We start from the raw sequence: 15,639 nt of genomic DNA, 5'->3' as shown, positions 1-15,639 counted from the left end.
AGGGAGCGCGGCAGCGGATCCGCGCGCGGTGCGCGCCGGACGCGATCCGTGCCTCCCGGCGCGACGGAACGGGCCGCCTCACGGTGGTGAGACGGCCCGTTCGTGTCGGACTGGAGGCCCGGTGTCAGTCGGTCTGGACGCTCGCGTCGGTCCGTGCGCGCTTCCGGCGCACGGCGACGAGTGCGGTGATGCCCGCCAGCAGGAGCAGGCCCGCTGCGATCCCCGGCGCCGTCAGGTCCGCGCCCGTGTAGGCGAGGTCACCGCCGGCGTTCGTCGAGTCGGACGGGTCGCCCGCCAGGTCCGTGCCGGTGCCCGTGTCCGTTCCCGGAGCGTTGCCGTTGCCGTTGCCGTTGCCGGCACCCGGGGCGTCCCCGTTGCCCGCGCCCGGGTCGGCCGGGTCCGTGGGGTCGGTCGGGTCCGTGGGCTCGGTCGGGTCCGTCGGGTCGACGGCCGCGGCGAGCGGGATGGTCACGGCGAGCGTGATCGTCTGGCCGCCCGGCAGGGTGACGACGAGCGGCTCGTCCGTCGTCGCGGCGGCACGGGCAGCCGTCCGGACCGTCGCTGCGTCGGCCGACGACTCGACGGTCGGCACGGCGAAGGTCAGCGTCGCACGACCCTGCTCGTCGTTCGTGTCGACGATCGTCGGGTCGATCTCGGCGGTGGCGAGCTCGACGTCACCGGCGCTCACCGACACGGTGCCGGCTGCAGCGGGGTCGTCGCTGCTGAACACGAGCGACGACAGGTCGATGCTGATCTCGTCACCGGGCTGGAACCCGCCCTCGGGGGTCGGCGTGACCGTGGTGCCGACGGCACGCTGGTCGGACGGCGGGGTGACCGTCGGGTTGGCCAGGAAGTAGTCCACCTGCGCCTGCAGGTCGACCTGGCCCGAGTCGGCGATGTTCGCGCCGGTCGCGAAGGCGGCGAAGTTGTCGCCACCGGTCGACAGGAACGAGTTGACCGTCACCTTGAGGGTGTCGTCGAGGGCGATCGACTCGCCGTTCAAGGTCATGCCGGTGATGCGCTCGCCACGGCCCTTCGCGGGGTCGTAGGTGTACGCGAAGCCGTCCGAGACGCCGAGCTTGAGGAACGGACGCGGCAGGCCGTCCGGCTGCCACTGCTGCTCGAGGGCGTCCTTGATCTGCTGGCCGGTCATGTCCTCGGTGACGAGGGTGTTCGCGAACGGCTGGACGAGCGCGGCCTCCTTGTAGGTCACCGTGCCGTCCGGGTCGCCGGCACCGCTCGACGCGTAGACCATGTCCGTGCGCAGCCCGCCGGGGTTCATGAAGGCGATCTGCGAGCCGTTGCGCTCGGTCGCGGAGCGCTGCACCTCGGCGATGTAGTTGCCCAGGACGGACTCGCCGCCGCGGTTCTCGGTCGTGCGGTCCGACTGCACCGCACGACGCAGGTCGCCGGTGATCTCACCGAGCTTCTTGCTGCCCTCGACGTCGGCGACGGCCTTCGCAGCCGTCACGATGTCGGCCACCGCGTCCACCGAGGTGGAGTCGGCCGGCACGCGGTTCTCACCGTTGACCGACTTGACCTCGGACGTGATGCCGGTGAGCTGCTTGTCGGCGTCGACGGTGAGCTGCAGGTGTCCGTAGTTCACGCCGTAGGAACCGGTCTGGATCACCGGGCGGGTCGTACCGTCGGGACCCGCGATCTGGTGGTTGTAGGTCGCGTGGGTGTGTGCGGAGACGATCGCGGACACCTTCGACGAGACGCCCGAGGTGATCGTGCCGAACACGCCGGACCCGGTCGCGTCGGCGAGGGCGTTCGTGGGAGCACCCTCGTGCACCAGCAGGACGAGCACGTCGGCCTCGCCGTTGCCGTCGACACCGTCGGTGAGCTGGTCGGCGTACTTGTTGACCTGGCTGACGATCGGGGCCATCGCGAGGCCCTCGACACCGCCGGGGCTGACGAGCCCCGGGATGAGGTCCTCGGTGGTCGCGCCGATGAAGCCCACCTTCACGCCGCCCTTCTCCACGATGGAGTACGGCTCGAACGCGGGGTCGGTCGTGCCCTGCTTGACGATGTTCGCCGAGACGTAGGGCCAGTCGGCCCGGTCCTCGATGCGCCCGGTCAGGTCGTCCTGGCCCTTGTCGAGCTCGTGGTTGCCGATCGCGCTGACGTCGAGGTCCATGGCATTGAGCGCATCGATCGTCGGGGCATCCTGCTGGATCAGCGAGGTGAACGTCGAGGCACCGACGTTGTCGCCGACGCTGGCGAAGATCGTGTTCGGGTTGGCCTCGCGGTACGACTGCACGACACCGGCGAGCTCGGCGGCACCGGCGGCCTTGTCGACGGCGGTGCCCTCGGACTCGATGCGGCCGTGGAAGTCGTTGACGTCGATGATGTCGATCGTCGTGTCGCCCTCGGCGGCGACGGCGGTGGAGGGGACGGACAGTGCGACGAGCACACCCGCGGTGGCGAAGGCCGCGCCGCTGATGATGCGCCGTCGGCGGCGCGGAGAGGAGTGGAGGTTCATCGTCGGAGAACCTATGAGGACGCACAGCCGACCCGCCAGTGTCGGGTCGAAGTCGTCACACGACGTTCACATGAGCAACACCCGTCGTGCTGCGTGCTGCTCGACGTGCCGTCACTCCGCGGCGATGAGGGGGCGGAGCGTGCGGTGGGCGATGCGCAGCCCCTCGAGGACCTTCTCGTCGGTGCCGCCCCAGAGCGGGTCCTCGTGCTCGACCGACAGGGTGCCGTCGAACCCCGCTTCGTACAGGCGGTCGACGACGTGCGGCCAGTCCACGACGCCACGGCCCGGCACCCGGAAGCGCCACCAGCCCATGTCCCACGGGTCGCCGCCCTTGTCGACCTTGCCGAAGAACCCGTACGCGTCGCGCTTCGCCGGGAAGAGCTCGAGGTCCTTCGCCTGCGCGTGCACGATGTGCTCGGCGAACGGCAGGATCGTCTCGACCGGGTCGATGCCGATCCAGGTCAGGTGCGACGGGTCCCAGTTCAGACCGAAGCCGAGGCCGGTGACCCAACCCCAGAGCTCGGGGGAGTACGCCAGGTTGCCGGGGTAGCCGTCCGGGTGCCAGCCCTCCATCACGCAGTTCTCGATGATCAACCGCACGCCGCGCTCGCCGGCGTAGTCGACGAGCTCGGGGAGGACCTGGTTCCCTTCGGCCATGTTCTCCCGCACCGACTTGCTGTTGTCGCGGCCGATGAACGTGCCGACGTACGGCACGCCGAGCACCTGCGCGGCATCGATCGCGTGCTTGAGGTGGGTGCGGACCTCCTCGCGCCGGTCGAGGTCCTGGTGCAGGTTGTTCTCGTAGTACGCGAGCGCCGAGATCTCGAGGCCGGTGCGGTCGAGCAGGTCACGGGTCGCAGCGGCGTCCTCGTCGGTGAACGTCGCCACCGGCAGGTGCGCCGCCTCGAAGTCGCGGCCACCGGTGCCGGGCCACACGCCGACCTCGAGCCGCTCGTACCCCTGCTCGGCGGCGAAGTCCGCGATGCGGTCGAGGGGCCAGCCGGGCAGGCAGGCCGTCAGCATGCCGAGCTTCACCGGATCTCCCGCCACGTGGTCTCGGCCGCGCTGGTGATCACGGCGTCGATGATGTCGGCGGAACGTGCGCCGTCCGCGAAGGTCGGCAGGCCGTCGGGGGCCACACCGGTGCGGACCGCGGTGTAGGTGTCGGCGACGAACGCGGCGAAGGCGTCGAGGTAGCCCTGCGGGTGCCCGGACGGCACGACCGCCAGACGCCGCTGGTCCGGGTACCCCTGCGACGGGTCGCGCACGACGATCTGCGCACCACGCTCGTTGCCGAACCACGCGGACTCGGGCTGTTCCTGGTCGAAGGCGGCGCTGCCCCGGGTGCCGTCGACCTCGAACCACAGGCGGTTCTTCCGACCGGACGCCACCTGCGAGATCACCACGTTGCCGATGCGCCCGGTGCCGGTGCGGAACGTCGCGACCGCGGTGTCCTCGGTGGTGACCTCGGCCCGTTCCGCGGCGTCGGCGACCGGGTCGGGGTCCGGCGAGCCGGAGAACGACGGCCCCGAGGCCGCGGGGCGGGTCGGGTAGACGATGTCGGTCGCCGCGGACACCGAGGTGAAGCGCTCACCGGTGACGAACTCGACCAGGTCGCACCAGTGCGAGCCGATGTCGGCGAACGCGCGGGACAACCCGCTCGAGGTCGGGTCGACCCGCCAGCTCGAGGCGTCCTCGTCGAGCATCCAGTCCTGCAGGTAGTGGCCGTGCACGGCGAGCAGTCGACCGAGGTCGCCGTCGGCGATGCGCGCGCGGATCTCACGGATCATCGGGTGGTAGCGGTACACGAACGGCACCGTGGCGACGACACCGGCGTCCGCCGCCGCGGCGACGAGTTCGGCGGCCTGCGCCGGGTCGATCGCGAGGGGCTTCTCGCACACCACGTGGATGCCCGCGGCGATGACCGCCATCGCCTGCGGGTGGTGCTGGTCGTTCGGCGTGCAGATGTGCACGACGTCGGGGGCGTCCGCGATGACGTCGTCGAGCGAGGCGTACCCACGAGGCAGGTCGAGTTGCGCCGCGACCTGCTCGGAGCGCGATGCGTTCCGGCCGAGCACCCCGAGCACCTCGGCACCAGCGGCCCGGGCCGCGCGGGCGTGGACCCCCGCGATCATGCCGGTGCCGATCACGACGACGCGGAGGCGTCGTCCTTCGTACCCACTGCTCATGGTGCTCCCTCGCGCCGAACTGTCACCACCGTAGCGGCCCGGCCGTCCACCGGGGCCGATGAGTACGGTCGGAGGCATGTCGAGCCTCCAGACCAGCCTGCTCATCCTCGGAGCCAGCGGCGACCTGTCCAAGCGCCTGCTCCTGCCGGGTCTCGCGACCCTGCTCGAGGTCAAGGACGACTGGGACGTCCAGCTCATCGGGGCGGGTGTCGAGGACCTCTCCGACGCCGACTGGAAGGCGCAGGTGCGCGAGTCCTTCGAGAACGCGCAGGCGTCGAAGAACGAGGGCGACGAAGGCGCGGAGGGCGAGTCGTCGCTGTCGGAGCGGCTGCAGGCCGTGATCGACGCGTCCTCGTACCGCAAGGCCGACGTCACGAGCGCCGACGACCTGCGCGCGCTGCTCGGAGCCTGCGACCACGACCCCGCGATCTACTTCGCGCTGCCCCCGGCCGTGACCGAGAAGAGCTGCGAACAGCTCGCCCACCTCGACCTGCCGAAGCGCACCCGCCTGGCGCTCGAGAAGCCGTTCGGTACCGACGCCGCCAGCGCCGAGCACCTGAACGACCTGCTGCACTCGTTCATCCCCGAGGAGCGCATCCACCGGGTCGACCACTTCCTCGGCCGTTCGACGGTGCTCAACCTGATCGGGCTGCGCTTCGCGAACCGCATCATCGAGCCCCTGCTGTCCTCGCAGCACGTCGAACGCGTCGACATCGTGTACGACGAGACCCTCGGGCTCGAGGGTCGCGCCCGCTACTACGACAAGGCCGGCGCCCTCACCGACATGATCCAGAGCCACCTGCTCCAGGTCATGGCCGTCGTGGCCATGGAGGCGCCGGCGTCGATCGACGCCGACGACCTGCGGACCCAGAAGGAACTCGTGCTGCGCGCCGTGCGGCCGTGGGGCGGCGACGTCGTCGCCGCCGGCAAGCGCGCCCGGTACACCGCGGGCACGGTCGGCGACCGCAAGCTGCCGTCGTACGCCGACGAGGACGGGGTCGACCCGTCGCTCGGCACCGAGACCCTGGCCCAGCTGACCCTCGAGATCGCGAACTGGCGATGGGCCGGCGTCCCCTTCACGCTGCGTTCCGGCAAGGCGCTCGCGAAGCAGCGCCGCGAGATCGTCATCACGTTCAAGGACTCCCCGCAGGTGCCCGTCGGCCTGTCCGGTGCCGCCCACCCGGACCGGCTCCGGATCTGGATCGCCCCGGACGAGATGCAGCTCGAGCTGAACGTCAACGGGCCCGGCGACCCGTACACGATCGACCGCACGAGTCTCGAGACGACGTTCAACCCCGGACGACTCAGCGCCTACGGCGAGGTCCTGGCCGGTGTGCTCGAGGGCGATGCGACGCTGTCGGTCCGCGGTGACAGTGCCGTGCAGGGCTGGAAGGTCGTCGGACCGTTCCTCGAGGCGTGGAAGGCCGGCACGACGCCGCTCGACGAGTACCCGGCCGGGTCGAGCGGTCCTGAGGACTGGGACAACATCGACGCCTGAGCCGGACGGCGGCGTAGCGTCGGACGACGTGACCACCATCGACGACGTCCTGCAGACCGTTCCCGAACCCGCCGGCGCCGACATCCGTGTCGAGCCCGTCCACTACGACCACGAGGGCACCGACCTGCTCGGCGTGCTCGCGAAGGACGCGGCCGTCGCCGGTCCTCGCCCGGCCGTCCTGGTCGTGCACGACTGGCACGGCGTGAACGAGCACGTCGAAGCGCGCGTGACGATGCTCGCCCGCCTGGGCTACGTCGCCTTCGGTGCGGACATCTACGGTGCCGGCGTGCGGCCCGGTGACGACACCGCCGGCCAGGTCGCCGGGTCGTACTACCAGGACCTGCCGTTGCTCCGGGCACGTGCAACCGCCGGCCTCGACCGGCTGCGACAGGACCCCGACGTCGATCCGGCCCGCATCGTCGTCATCGGCTACTGCTTCGGCGGCTCCACCGCGATCGAGCTCGCACGCACCGGCGCGGACCTCGTCGGTGCGGTGTCGTTCCACGGCGGGCTCATCACGCACGACCCCGCCGACGCCTCGGCGATCCAGGCGAAGCTGCTCGTGCTGACCGGGGGAGCGGACCCCGTCGTGCCCGACGACGCCGTGCACGCCTGGCAGGACGAGATGCGCACCGAGCCCGGCGTCGACTGGCAGGTCGTCACGTACGCCGGGGCCATGCACGCGTTCGCCGTGCCGGGGACCGACGCGCCCGACCACGGCGCCCAGTACCAGGAGCGCGCCGACCGCCGATCGTGGCAGGCGCTGCGGGTGTTCCTGGCCGAGGTCTTCGGCGAGGAGGCCGCGGCGCTGTGACGTCGGTGGCTCGGCTGTCGCCTCGCGACACGCCGGGTGGAGCGGTCGGGCGGCCTCGATTGGCGCCCGGGCCGGAGCTGTTGTAGAGTCTTCCACGGCCGCAAGGCCACGCGCTCGTAGCTCAATGGATAGAGCATCTGACTACGGATCAGAAGGTTGGGGGTTCGAGTCCCTTCGAGCGCACAGTGCCGGTTGAACGGCATGACACCGAACAGATGAAGGGCCCCGGCGGATTCCGCCGGGGCCCTTCGTCGTTGGTGGTTCGTGCGCGAGTCGTCTTTCACCGGCGCTGACGCCCGAGCAGCGCGATCCCCAGTACGACCAGCGCCACGACGACGAGCCCGACGACGACGAGCAGGGGAAGCAGGTTGATCGACGCGGTGTCGTCGTGGCAGTCGACGTTCGCGACGGCACAGGAGGCGAGGACGGTCGTCGCGGTCATGGTCCGAGTGAAGCACGGCGAGGTTGGATGGGGAACATGACGACGACGTCCGTGTTCGAACAGGTACCACGAGCGCAGTGGGTCGCGGACGACGAGTTCGTCTTCGCGATCCTCGATGCACACCCGGTGTCACCTGGTCACACGCTCGTCATCCCGAAGCGGCGGATCACCAGCTGGTTCGATGCGACCGAGGGAGAGCTCGCCGCGATGACCCGCATGGTGGCGCTGCTGAAGGCCCGGCTCGACGAGCAGCACCACCCCGACGGCTACAACGTCGGGTTCAACGACGGATCGGCCGCTGGCCAGACCGTCTTCCACGCCCACCTGCACGTCATCCCGCGCTTCGACGGCGATGTCCCGGCGCCGGCTGGCGGGGTGCGGCACGCCGTCGTCGGGCGCGGCCACTCCTGAGCGCGGTGGCCAGTGGCCAGTGGCCAGTGGAACGACGGGGCGACGAGTCAGCCCCAGAGGTGGATCGTCGAGTCGATGACGCCGGACAGCGCGAGGGCTCCCGGGACGAGCACGCCGAACAGGGTGAGCGTCGCGCCGATCAGGATGGCCGCGAACGCCAGTCCGTCTCCACGCTCGCCGGTCCGTCGCACCTCGTGCCGCGCGATGAACCCGACGACGACGCCGCCGATCGGGGCGACGAAGGCGAGCGCGATCGCCACGACGGCGAGCAGGCTCAGCGGCGCGAGTCCGGGCGTCCCGTCCGTGCTCGGGGCGGAGGCTGCCGGTGCGGAGGCGGCCGGCGCGGAACGCTCGGGGGCGTGGTCGGTCACGGGTGTCTTCCGTTCAGTCGGCGCACGTGGCGAGCTGCGGGCGTGCGAGGTCCGCTCAAGAGTAGAGCGACGGCGCCCGGAGCGGAGGCCCGCATTCGGGGTCCAGCTGCCCGGTCGGGCGACTTCGTGAGCAGAAATGGTCGGGTTCGTCGACGAGACTCGACCATTTGTGCTCACGAAGCGCACGCGCTCACGAGGCGCACGCGCTCAGCGCCCGAGCGCCGTGAGCTGCTTCTGCAACCCGCGCTCGAGGTACGGCTCCAACGACGTCGCCCACGTCGCCGTGATGTGCGTGGTGTCCCGGTAGACCAGCACGCCGCCGATCACCGCGGGGCAGGTCCTCTCGGTGCAGTAGTAGTCGGTCAGGTCGATCACCCCGGCTCGTCCTCCGGCGGCCTTGAACGCCCGCACGGCCTCGATCGAGGAGTCGGTCTGGGCGAGCGCCTCGGAGCGGGGGCGGTCGCACGACGCGTTCGTCGGCCCGGACATCTTGCTCACACAGGCGATGACGTCGGGCCGGGGGACCGGGTTGTCGCGGATCGCGATGACGGGGAGTTCGTCTCCGGCGGCCTGCTCCCAGGCGTCGACGAGGCCGTTACGGGTCGCGATGTCGCGTGAGGCTCCGGCCGGCAGGCTGACGGGCATCTGCGTGGCGGAGTGGGTGACGACCAGGGCGTCGGCGTCGCGGTGGGCGCGGACGTAGTCGATGGCCGCGTGCTTCCACGCGTTGCAGCCGCGCAGCGCGCCGGCGTTCACGGAGTTCTGCTGCGCCGTGGTGAGGTAGCAGCCGCCGATGCCGGCCATGTCGATGCGCCACCCGTTGTCGTCGGCGATCTTCTCGTAGGCGCCGAGCAGGGCGTTGCTGTGCGAGTCGCCGATGACGATCAGGTGCTTCGACCAGCCGGTCGCCTTGCCGAGCACGCAGGTGCGGAAGGTGCCGTTCCAGCACTCGGGGCGGTTCGCGTCGTCGTCCTCGGCTGCGGCGGGGGCCGGGATCCGGGTGTCGGCGAGGGCCGGGTCGACGCAGGGGGCGGCGGAGCTGATCCGTGCGGCTGCTCCGATGCAGGACTCGTCGTTCTGTGCCCGTTCGGTCGCGAGCCGCTTCGTGAGCTGCTCGGTGGCGCCTTCGGCGTGGACCTCCTGCACGTAGACGGCGGTCAGGGTCGAGGCGCCGAGCGTGACGACCGTGAAGGTGCAGATGACGCCGAGCGCGACGACCCCGCGGGGCCGCAGGTCGCGCAGCCAGGTCGAGAAGCGGACGGGTTCCTCGAACCAGATGGTCGTGACGGCTGCCAGTCCGACCGACACCAGGAGCACCGAGGTGCTGGTCGCCCAGTCCAGCGGGCCTCCGAGCATGATCGGCAGGATCACGACGAGCGGCCAGTGCCAGAGGTACAGCGCGTACGAGATCCGTCCGGTGAACGCGACCGGTCCGAGCGCGCCGATCGACTCGAACACGGTGCGTCCGCCGAACAGCACCACGAGGGTCGCACCGGCGACGGGGAGCAGCGCGGCGATCCCGGGGAACGGCGTCTCCGCCCCGATGACGAACAGGGACAGGACGAGGGCCACGGCGCCGATGCTCGTCAGGATCATGCGCACCCGCCGGGCGACCTCGGTGCGGACCTCGGGCAGGTGCACGGTCGCGGCGAGGCCGCCCAGTGCGAACTCCCACGCGCGGGTGCCGGTGGAGAAGTACGCGACGCCGGGGTTCGTGCTGGTCTGCACGATGCTCCACACCAGGGACAGCACGACGACCGCGCCGAGCAGCAGGCGTGCGGTGGTCAGCGTCGAGAGGCGCCCGCGCACGGCGACGGCCAACCCGATCAGCAGCAGCGGCAGGACGATGTAGAACTGCTCCTCGACCGACAGCGACCAGAAGTGCTGGAACGGTGAGGGGTCGTCCGCCGAGGCCAGGTAGTCGACCGAGTTCGCCGCCAGCTCCCAGTTCTGCAGGTAGACCGTCGACGCGATGAGCTCGCGGCCGTACTGCCCCCACAGGGCGCTCGGCACGGCGACGAGCACCGCTGCGCCGGTGGTGAGGATGATGAGGAACGCGGCCGGCAGCAGGCGTTTGGCCCGGCGTGACCAGAACCGGCCGAGGTGGATCGTGCCGGTGGCGACCTGTTCGCGCAGCAGGAGTCCGGTGATGAGGAACCCGGAGATCACGAAGAAGACGTCGACCCCGACGAACCCGCCCCGCAGGGCGTGCGGCCACAGGTGGTACACGACGACGGCCAGCACCGCGAACGCGCGGAGACCCTGGATGTCCCACCGCGTCGTGTCGCGCGCGCGGTGCGCGGGGCCCCGCTCGCCCGGCGTTGCAGTGTTCACTGCGACGATCCTACGAGAAGCGCGTCACGCCCTGGGACGGCACGCGAGAAGACGGGAGGCCCGTGGCGGTCTCGCCACGGGCCTCCCGTCCGTCGTTCGCTCGCCCCCACCCCGTGGGGTTCCGAGACCTCGGAACCTCGCGGGCACGCACCGTCCTGATCGGAACCTCGACGGAACGCACGCGGGGTGTCGTGGAACCTCGACGCACAGCGCGCTGCGTGTCGTGGATCCGCGCGCAGCCCTAGACGGTCGCGCGCACCTCGGCCAGCGACGGGTAGTCGGTGTAGCCCTCGGCGGTCGCGCCGTAGAAGAGCTCGGGGCGGGGCTCGTTGAGCTCCGCGTCCTGCTCCCAGCGGTGGGCGAGGTCCGGGTTCGCGATCGCCGGACGGCCGACGGCGATCGCGTCGGCGATGTCCTGGTCGTGGACGACGGTGATCGCTTCCTCACGCGTCGTCATCGCGCTGAAGCCCGAGTTGACGATGAAGGGTGCGCCCGCGGTGCGGCGGACGTGCTGCACCAGGTCGCCGGTCGGCTCGGCGTGCAGGACGTCGATGAAGGCGAGTCCGAGCGGCGCGAGGCCCTCGGCGATCGCGGTGTAGGTCGCGCGGACGTCGGCCGCGTCGTCCTCGATGACGCCCTGGATGCCGTGCTCGGGCGACAGGCGGATGCCGGTGCGGTCCGCGCCGACGGCCTCGGCGACGGCGGTCGTGACCTCGATCGCGAAGCGGGCGCGGTTCTCGGGGGAGCCGCCGTACTGGTCGGTGCGGGTGTTGGACACCGGGGACATGAACTCGTGCACCAGGTAGCCGTTGGCGCCGTGGACCTCGACGCCGTCGAGTCCGGCGGCGATGGCGTTTCGGGCAGCCTGCGCGAAGCCCTGCACGGCGTCCTGCACCTCGGCGGTGGTCAGCTCGTGGGGGACGGGCATGTCGGCCTTGCCGGTCGCGGTGTGGGTCTGTCCGGGAGCGGCGATGGCGCTCGGGGCGACGATGCGCGGTGTCTGCGAGATGTCGGGGTGCGAGACACGGCCACCGTGCATGAGCTGCATCACGATGGTGCCGCCCTCGGCGTGCACGGCGTCGGCGACGCGGCGCCAGCCGGCGATCTGCTCGTCGGTCTCGATGCCGGGCTGCCCGGGGTAGGAGCGGCCTTCCTGCACGGGCCAGGTGCCCTCGGTGATGATCATGCCGAGGCCCGCACGCTGACGGTAGTGCTCGACGAGCAGGTCGTTCGGGATGCCGTGCTCACCGGCGCGGGTGCGCGTGAGCGGGGCCATGACGACGCGGTTCGACAGGCGCAGGGCGCCGAAGGAGGTGGGTTCGAAGAGCTTCACGAGGGAGTGGAACGTCGTGTTGCTCGGTGCAATTCCCGCCGTCAGTCGCGCGGGCAGACCAGGGTCGACGAACGGACCTGGCCCTCGGGGCGGATCACCTGGTGCAGCGAGAGGGGCTTGCCGCAGATCGGGCAGCCGCGGTCCACTGACCGGTCGTCGACCCCCTCGGGGTGTCCGGCGCCGATCTGCGACGGTCCCATCTTGTTGATGAGCGTCGTGTTCCACCGTTCGTACCACTTGCCGAAGCGCCCCACGGTGCATCCTTTCGTTCGTGCACGAACCATTATGGCACCATCGGCCCCGGGATCACACCTGGTCGACCCGCTCCAGCAGTTCCGTCAGGTCGTCCTTGAGCGCTTCGAGGCGTTCCAGTGGCCACCCGAGCCGGTCCGCGACCGCCAGGGGGACCGCTCGCGCGCGGTCGCGCAGTGCCCGACCGGCCGTGGTGAGCGAGACCTCGAGCTGCCGTTCATCGGCGGCGCTGCGGGTCCGGCGGACGTAGCCGGAGGCCTCGAGTCGCTTCAGTAGGGGGCTGAGGGTGGCCGAGTCGAGCCGCAGTTCGCCGGCGATCTCGCGCACCGACCGGGGGTCCTGCTCCCAGAGTGCGAGCATCACGAGGTACTGCGGATGCGTCAGGCCCATCGGCTCGAGCAGGTCGCGGTACAGCCCGATGACGCTCCGGCTCGTGGCCGCGAGGGCGAAGCAGAGCTGCCGATCGAGCGCGAGTGGGTCGGGTGCGGAGGTCATGCGCCCACGATACCGTTCGCCCACGAAGTGTTCCCGGGGTCTGCTCACGATGCCGCGCGGGCGCTTCCATGCGTGAGCAGGATCCGACAGAACACCAGTCGATCAACGCGTGTTCTGTCGCACGTTGCGGCCGCATCAGATGCGTGCGCATGTTCCGACGTTCCACGCGTCGATCAACGGGTGGATCGTCGGAAGGTGCGGACGCATGCGTCCGGCCGCCGGGCGCGGAGTGGGCGCACGCACGGGAGGCCCGGTGCCGGTCTCGTGGACCGGCCCCGGGCCTCCAGGCTGGGTGCGTCGACTACGCGCGGTGCGCGGGCGGGTGCCCCGACTCGTGCGCGTTGGCGTCCGGCGCCACGGGGAGGGCGTGCGACCCCGTGTGGGTGTCCTCGTGACCGGGCTGACCGGGCTGACCGGGCTGACCGGGCTGGCCGGGCTGACCGGCGACCGGGTGCGACCGCTCGAGCTTCGCGCCCTCGACGTCGACGTCCGGCACGATCCGGTCGAGCCACTTCGGGAACCACCACGCGCTCTGGCCGAGCAGGTGCATCGCAGCCGGGATCAGCAGCATGCGGACGACGAACGCGTCGATGAGCACACCGAACGCCAGCCCGAAGCCGATCGGCTTGATGGTGGAGGAGTCCGAGAAGATGAAGCCCGCGAACACCGAGATCATGATGATCGCCGCTGCCGTGACCACCGCGCGACCGGCGTGCAGCCCGCGCTGGACCGCGACCTTCGCCGAGGCGCCGTGGGCGTAAGCCTCACGCATGCCGGACACCAGGAACAGCTGGTAGTCCATCGCCAGGCCGAACAGGATGCCGATCTCGATGATGGGCAGGAAGCTCAGGATCGGCGCCGGGTCGTGCACGCCGAACACGGAGCCGAGCCAGCCCCACTGGTAGATCGCGGTCAGGCCACCGAACGACGCCATCACGGACAGGATGAAGCCCGCCGTCGCCGTGATCGGGACCAGGAAGGACCGGAACACGATGATCAGGATGATGAGCGACAGGCCGACGACCACCACGAGGTAGAGCGGCAGGACGTTCGACAGCTTCTCGGACACGTCGATGTTGGCGGACGCGTTGCCCGCGACACCGAGCGTGACCGTCCCGTCGTCGGTCGTGACGGTCTGCTCGCGCAGGTCCTTGACCAGGTTCTCGGTGGAGATGCTGTCGGGGCCGCCGCCGGGCTTCACCTGGAACGCGATGATGTCGCGGTCCGACGAGGTACCGATCGGCAGGACGGCCTTGACGTCGTCGTTCTTCGCCAGGGCCTCGCCGATGGTGACCTCGGTCGCGGTGACGTCGGACTTGCTGATCGACTCCGGCAGGGTCGCGACGACGAGCAGCGGGCCGTTCTGGCCGGCACCGAACTCCTCGTCGAGGGCCTTGTACGCCTTGTACTGGCTCGAGTCGACGGACTCGGACGCACCGGTCGGAAGGCCGAGGCGCATCTGCGTCGCGGGGAGCGCGATGACACCGAGCACGGCGACACCGGCGACGAGCGTGACGATCGCGCGCCAGGTCTTCATCGGCTTGTTCGGCACCCGGGTCGAGCCGGTGTTGCCGATCTTCGCGCGCTCCTTCTTCCGCAGGATCCGCATCCCGATCAGGGACAGCAGCGCCGGGGTGAACGAGGTGGCGATGAGGATCGCGAAGAACACCGCGACCGCACCGACCGTGCCCATGAGCCCGAGGAACGGGATGCCGGTGATGTTCAGCGCGAGCAGCGCGACGATGACGGTCGCACCGGCGAACACCACGGCGTTGCCCGAGGTACCGTTCGCGAGGCCGATGGACTCGTGCACCTGCATGCCCTGCTTCAGCTGGGTGCGGTGTCGGTTCAGGATGAAGAGCGAGTAGTCGATGCCGACCGCCAGGCCCAACATCACCCCCAGCACCGGCGTGACCGAGATGAACTCGACCAGGCCGGAGAACGACAGCGAGGCAAGTGACGCCACGCCGACACCGAGCACGGCGCTGACGAGCGGGATCGCCGCACCGATGACGGTGCGGAGCATCAGGAAGAGCACGAGCGCGGCGATGATGACGCCGACGATCTCGCCCGGTCCGAGGATCGACGGCACGCCCTGCGCGATGTCGTTCGACACGTAGACGTTCACGCCGCTGATGTCGGCCGAGTCGGCGTCGTCCGCGATGGCGGTCTTCGTGTCGGCGGGGACCTCGTAGGTCGACTTCGTGAACTGGACCGTGCCGATGGCGGCGCTGCCGTTCGACGACACGAAGCGGACGTCCTTCGACAGGTCGAGGAGCTTGGAGCCCTGCTCCAGCTCGTCGGCGCTGTCGTCGAGCTTCTTCGTGTTGGCGTCGATCGTCTTCTGCGCGTCGGCGATCTGCTGCTCACCGGCGTCGATCTGCGCCTGCTGGGCGTCGATCTGGGCCTGCGCCTGCTGGAGCTGCGCCGCTGCGGCCTGCGCCTGCGCTGCGGGGAGTGCTGCGCCGGCGGCCTCGGCCTGGGCCTTCTGGGCGTCGAGCTGCGCCTGGGCGTCCTCGATCTGCTGCTTGCCGGAGGTCAGCTGCGCCTTCTGGGCGTCGAGCTGGTCCTGGCCGGTCTCGAGCTTCGCGCGGCCGTCGGTGATCTCCTTGCGGCCGTCGACGATCTTCTGGCGCTGCTCGTCGAGCTGGTCCTGGGTGTCGAAGCCGCTCGTCGCGCCCTTGACGCCGTCGAGCTTCTCGACCTTGGTCAGGAAGTCCGCGACCTCCGACTTCTGCGCGTCGGTGAACGCCTTGCCGTTCGTCGTCTCGAAGACGATCGTGCCGTTGCCGCCGTTCGCCGACGGGAACTTGTCGGCGAGCTCGTCCTGCACCTGACTGGTCTTGGTGTTCGGGATCGAGATCGCCGATGAGATCGTGCCCGAGAACAGGCTGTAGGTGACGCCGGCGACGGCCATGATCACCACCCAGGTGATGATCACGAGCCAGTGGCGTCGTGCGGAGAACCGTCCGAGACGGTAGAGGAGACCGGCCATGCGGTTGCCCCGTTCCTTTC

The 15,639-nt window shown here is 70.4% G+C and carries 13 protein-coding genes and 1 tRNA gene; 4 read left to right on the top strand and 10 right to left on the bottom strand.

What is annotated here, in order from left to right; translation table 11 throughout:
* Positions 1-124: 124 nt before the first annotated feature.
* The 3 genes from ACIPV1_RS07920 to ACIPV1_RS07910 form a co-directional block, all read right to left on the bottom strand.
* Complete coding sequence (locus ACIPV1_RS07920) at positions 125-2,485, bottom strand: bifunctional metallophosphatase/5'-nucleotidase (RefSeq protein ID WP_402726102.1); 2,361 nt, start codon at positions 2,483-2,485, stop codon at positions 125-127.
* A gap of 111 nt (positions 2,486-2,596) precedes the next feature.
* Positions 2,597-3,520: a sugar phosphate isomerase/epimerase gene (locus tag ACIPV1_RS07915; RefSeq protein ID WP_123938349.1), complete on the bottom strand. Its 924-nt coding sequence runs from the start codon at positions 3,518-3,520 to the stop codon at positions 2,597-2,599.
* Positions 3,517-4,674, bottom strand: coding sequence for a Gfo/Idh/MocA family protein (locus ACIPV1_RS07910; RefSeq protein WP_165901077.1), 1,158 nt, complete (start codon positions 4,672-4,674; stop codon positions 3,517-3,519). The genes ACIPV1_RS07915 and ACIPV1_RS07910 overlap by 4 nt, the downstream gene beginning before the upstream one ends.
* Before the next feature lie 76 nt (positions 4,675-4,750).
* Here ACIPV1_RS07910 and ACIPV1_RS07905 point away from each other — a divergent pair, with 76 nt between their 5' ends.
* The 3 genes from ACIPV1_RS07905 (at position 4,751) to ACIPV1_RS07895 (ending at position 7,169) form a co-directional block, all read left to right on the top strand.
* Positions 4,751-6,172, top strand: a complete 1,422-nt coding sequence (locus ACIPV1_RS07905; protein ID WP_123291881.1) for a glucose-6-phosphate dehydrogenase — start codon at positions 4,751-4,753, stop codon at positions 6,170-6,172.
* Positions 6,173-6,200: 28 nt separating this feature from the next.
* A complete protein-coding gene (locus ACIPV1_RS07900) occupies positions 6,201-6,986 on the top strand; it encodes a dienelactone hydrolase family protein (RefSeq protein WP_123938348.1) in 786 nt (261 codons plus the stop codon).
* A 110-nt stretch (positions 6,987-7,096) separates the two neighbouring features.
* A tRNA-Arg gene (locus tag ACIPV1_RS07895) sits at positions 7,097-7,169 on the top strand.
* Positions 7,170-7,266: 97 nt separating this feature from the next.
* Here ACIPV1_RS07895 and ACIPV1_RS07890 read toward each other — a convergent pair.
* A complete protein-coding gene (locus ACIPV1_RS07890) occupies positions 7,267-7,428 on the bottom strand; it encodes a hypothetical protein (RefSeq protein WP_165901078.1) in 162 nt (53 codons plus the stop codon).
* Positions 7,429-7,464: 36 nt separating this feature from the next.
* Between ACIPV1_RS07890 and ACIPV1_RS07885 the strand changes: the two genes are divergently transcribed.
* Positions 7,465-7,839: an HIT family protein gene (locus ACIPV1_RS07885; RefSeq protein ID WP_123938347.1), complete on the top strand. Its 375-nt coding sequence runs from the start codon at positions 7,465-7,467 to the stop codon at positions 7,837-7,839.
* Positions 7,840-7,886: 47 nt separating this feature from the next.
* Here ACIPV1_RS07885 and ACIPV1_RS07880 read toward each other — a convergent pair whose 3' ends face one another.
* The 6 genes from ACIPV1_RS07880 to ACIPV1_RS07855 all read right to left on the bottom strand — a co-directional run bounded on the left by ACIPV1_RS07880 (position 7,887) and on the right by ACIPV1_RS07855 (position 15,619).
* Complete coding sequence (locus tag ACIPV1_RS07880; protein ID WP_402726101.1) at positions 7,887-8,210, bottom strand: DUF4190 domain-containing protein; 324 nt, start codon at positions 8,208-8,210, stop codon at positions 7,887-7,889.
* 207 nt (positions 8,211-8,417) lie between these two features.
* Complete coding sequence (locus ACIPV1_RS07875; protein WP_402726100.1) at positions 8,418-10,544, bottom strand: acyltransferase family protein; 2,127 nt, start codon at positions 10,542-10,544, stop codon at positions 8,418-8,420.
* A gap of 241 nt (positions 10,545-10,785) precedes the next feature.
* Positions 10,786-11,877: an alkene reductase gene (locus ACIPV1_RS07870; RefSeq protein ID WP_132099918.1), complete on the bottom strand. Its 1,092-nt coding sequence runs from the start codon at positions 11,875-11,877 to the stop codon at positions 10,786-10,788.
* Between the two features lie 41 nt (positions 11,878-11,918).
* The gene (locus ACIPV1_RS07865; RefSeq protein ID WP_173169183.1) at positions 11,919-12,131 is read right to left on the bottom strand and encodes a hypothetical protein; all 213 of its coding nucleotides are present in this window, start codon (positions 12,129-12,131) and stop codon (positions 11,919-11,921) included.
* A gap of 52 nt (positions 12,132-12,183) precedes the next feature.
* On the bottom strand, positions 12,184-12,624 hold the full coding sequence (locus tag ACIPV1_RS07860; protein ID WP_111086213.1) for a MarR family winged helix-turn-helix transcriptional regulator: 441 nt from the start codon (positions 12,622-12,624) through the stop codon (positions 12,184-12,186).
* 301 nt (positions 12,625-12,925) lie between these two features.
* Positions 12,926-15,619: an MMPL family transporter gene (locus ACIPV1_RS07855; protein WP_402726099.1), complete on the bottom strand. Its 2,694-nt coding sequence runs from the start codon at positions 15,617-15,619 to the stop codon at positions 12,926-12,928.
* Positions 15,620-15,639 lie beyond the last annotated feature (20 nt).

The sequence above is a fragment of the Curtobacterium sp. NPDC089991 genome, from assembly GCF_044748425.1.
In the GTDB taxonomy this organism is placed as follows: domain Bacteria; phylum Actinomycetota; class Actinomycetes; order Actinomycetales; family Microbacteriaceae; genus Curtobacterium.
The sequence above is the reverse complement of the archived record's forward strand: the minus strand, read 5'-3'. Positions and strand labels throughout refer to the sequence as shown.

Excerpts from the sequence above, each read along its gene's own strand:
- ACIPV1_RS07920 (WP_402726102.1), bottom strand. The coding sequence starts at position 2,485 with ATGAACCTCCACTCCTCTCCGCGCCGCCGACGGCGCATCATCAGCGGC.
- ACIPV1_RS07910 (WP_165901077.1), bottom strand. The coding sequence starts at position 4,674 with ATGAGCAGTGGGTACGAAGGACGACGCCTCCGCGTCGTCGTGATCGGC.
- ACIPV1_RS07905 (WP_123291881.1), top strand. The coding sequence starts at position 4,751 with ATGTCGAGCCTCCAGACCAGCCTGCTCATCCTCGGAGCCAGCGGCGAC.
- ACIPV1_RS07890 (WP_165901078.1), bottom strand. The coding sequence starts at position 7,428 with ATGACCGCGACGACCGTCCTCGCCTCCTGTGCCGTCGCGAACGTCGAC.
- ACIPV1_RS07885 (WP_123938347.1), top strand. The coding sequence starts at position 7,465 with ATGACGACGACGTCCGTGTTCGAACAGGTACCACGAGCGCAGTGGGTC.
- ACIPV1_RS07860 (WP_111086213.1), bottom strand. The coding sequence starts at position 12,624 with ATGACCTCCGCACCCGACCCACTCGCGCTCGATCGGCAGCTCTGCTTC.
- ACIPV1_RS07855 (WP_402726099.1), bottom strand. The coding sequence starts at position 15,619 with ATGGCCGGTCTCCTCTACCGTCTCGGACGGTTCTCCGCACGACGCCAC.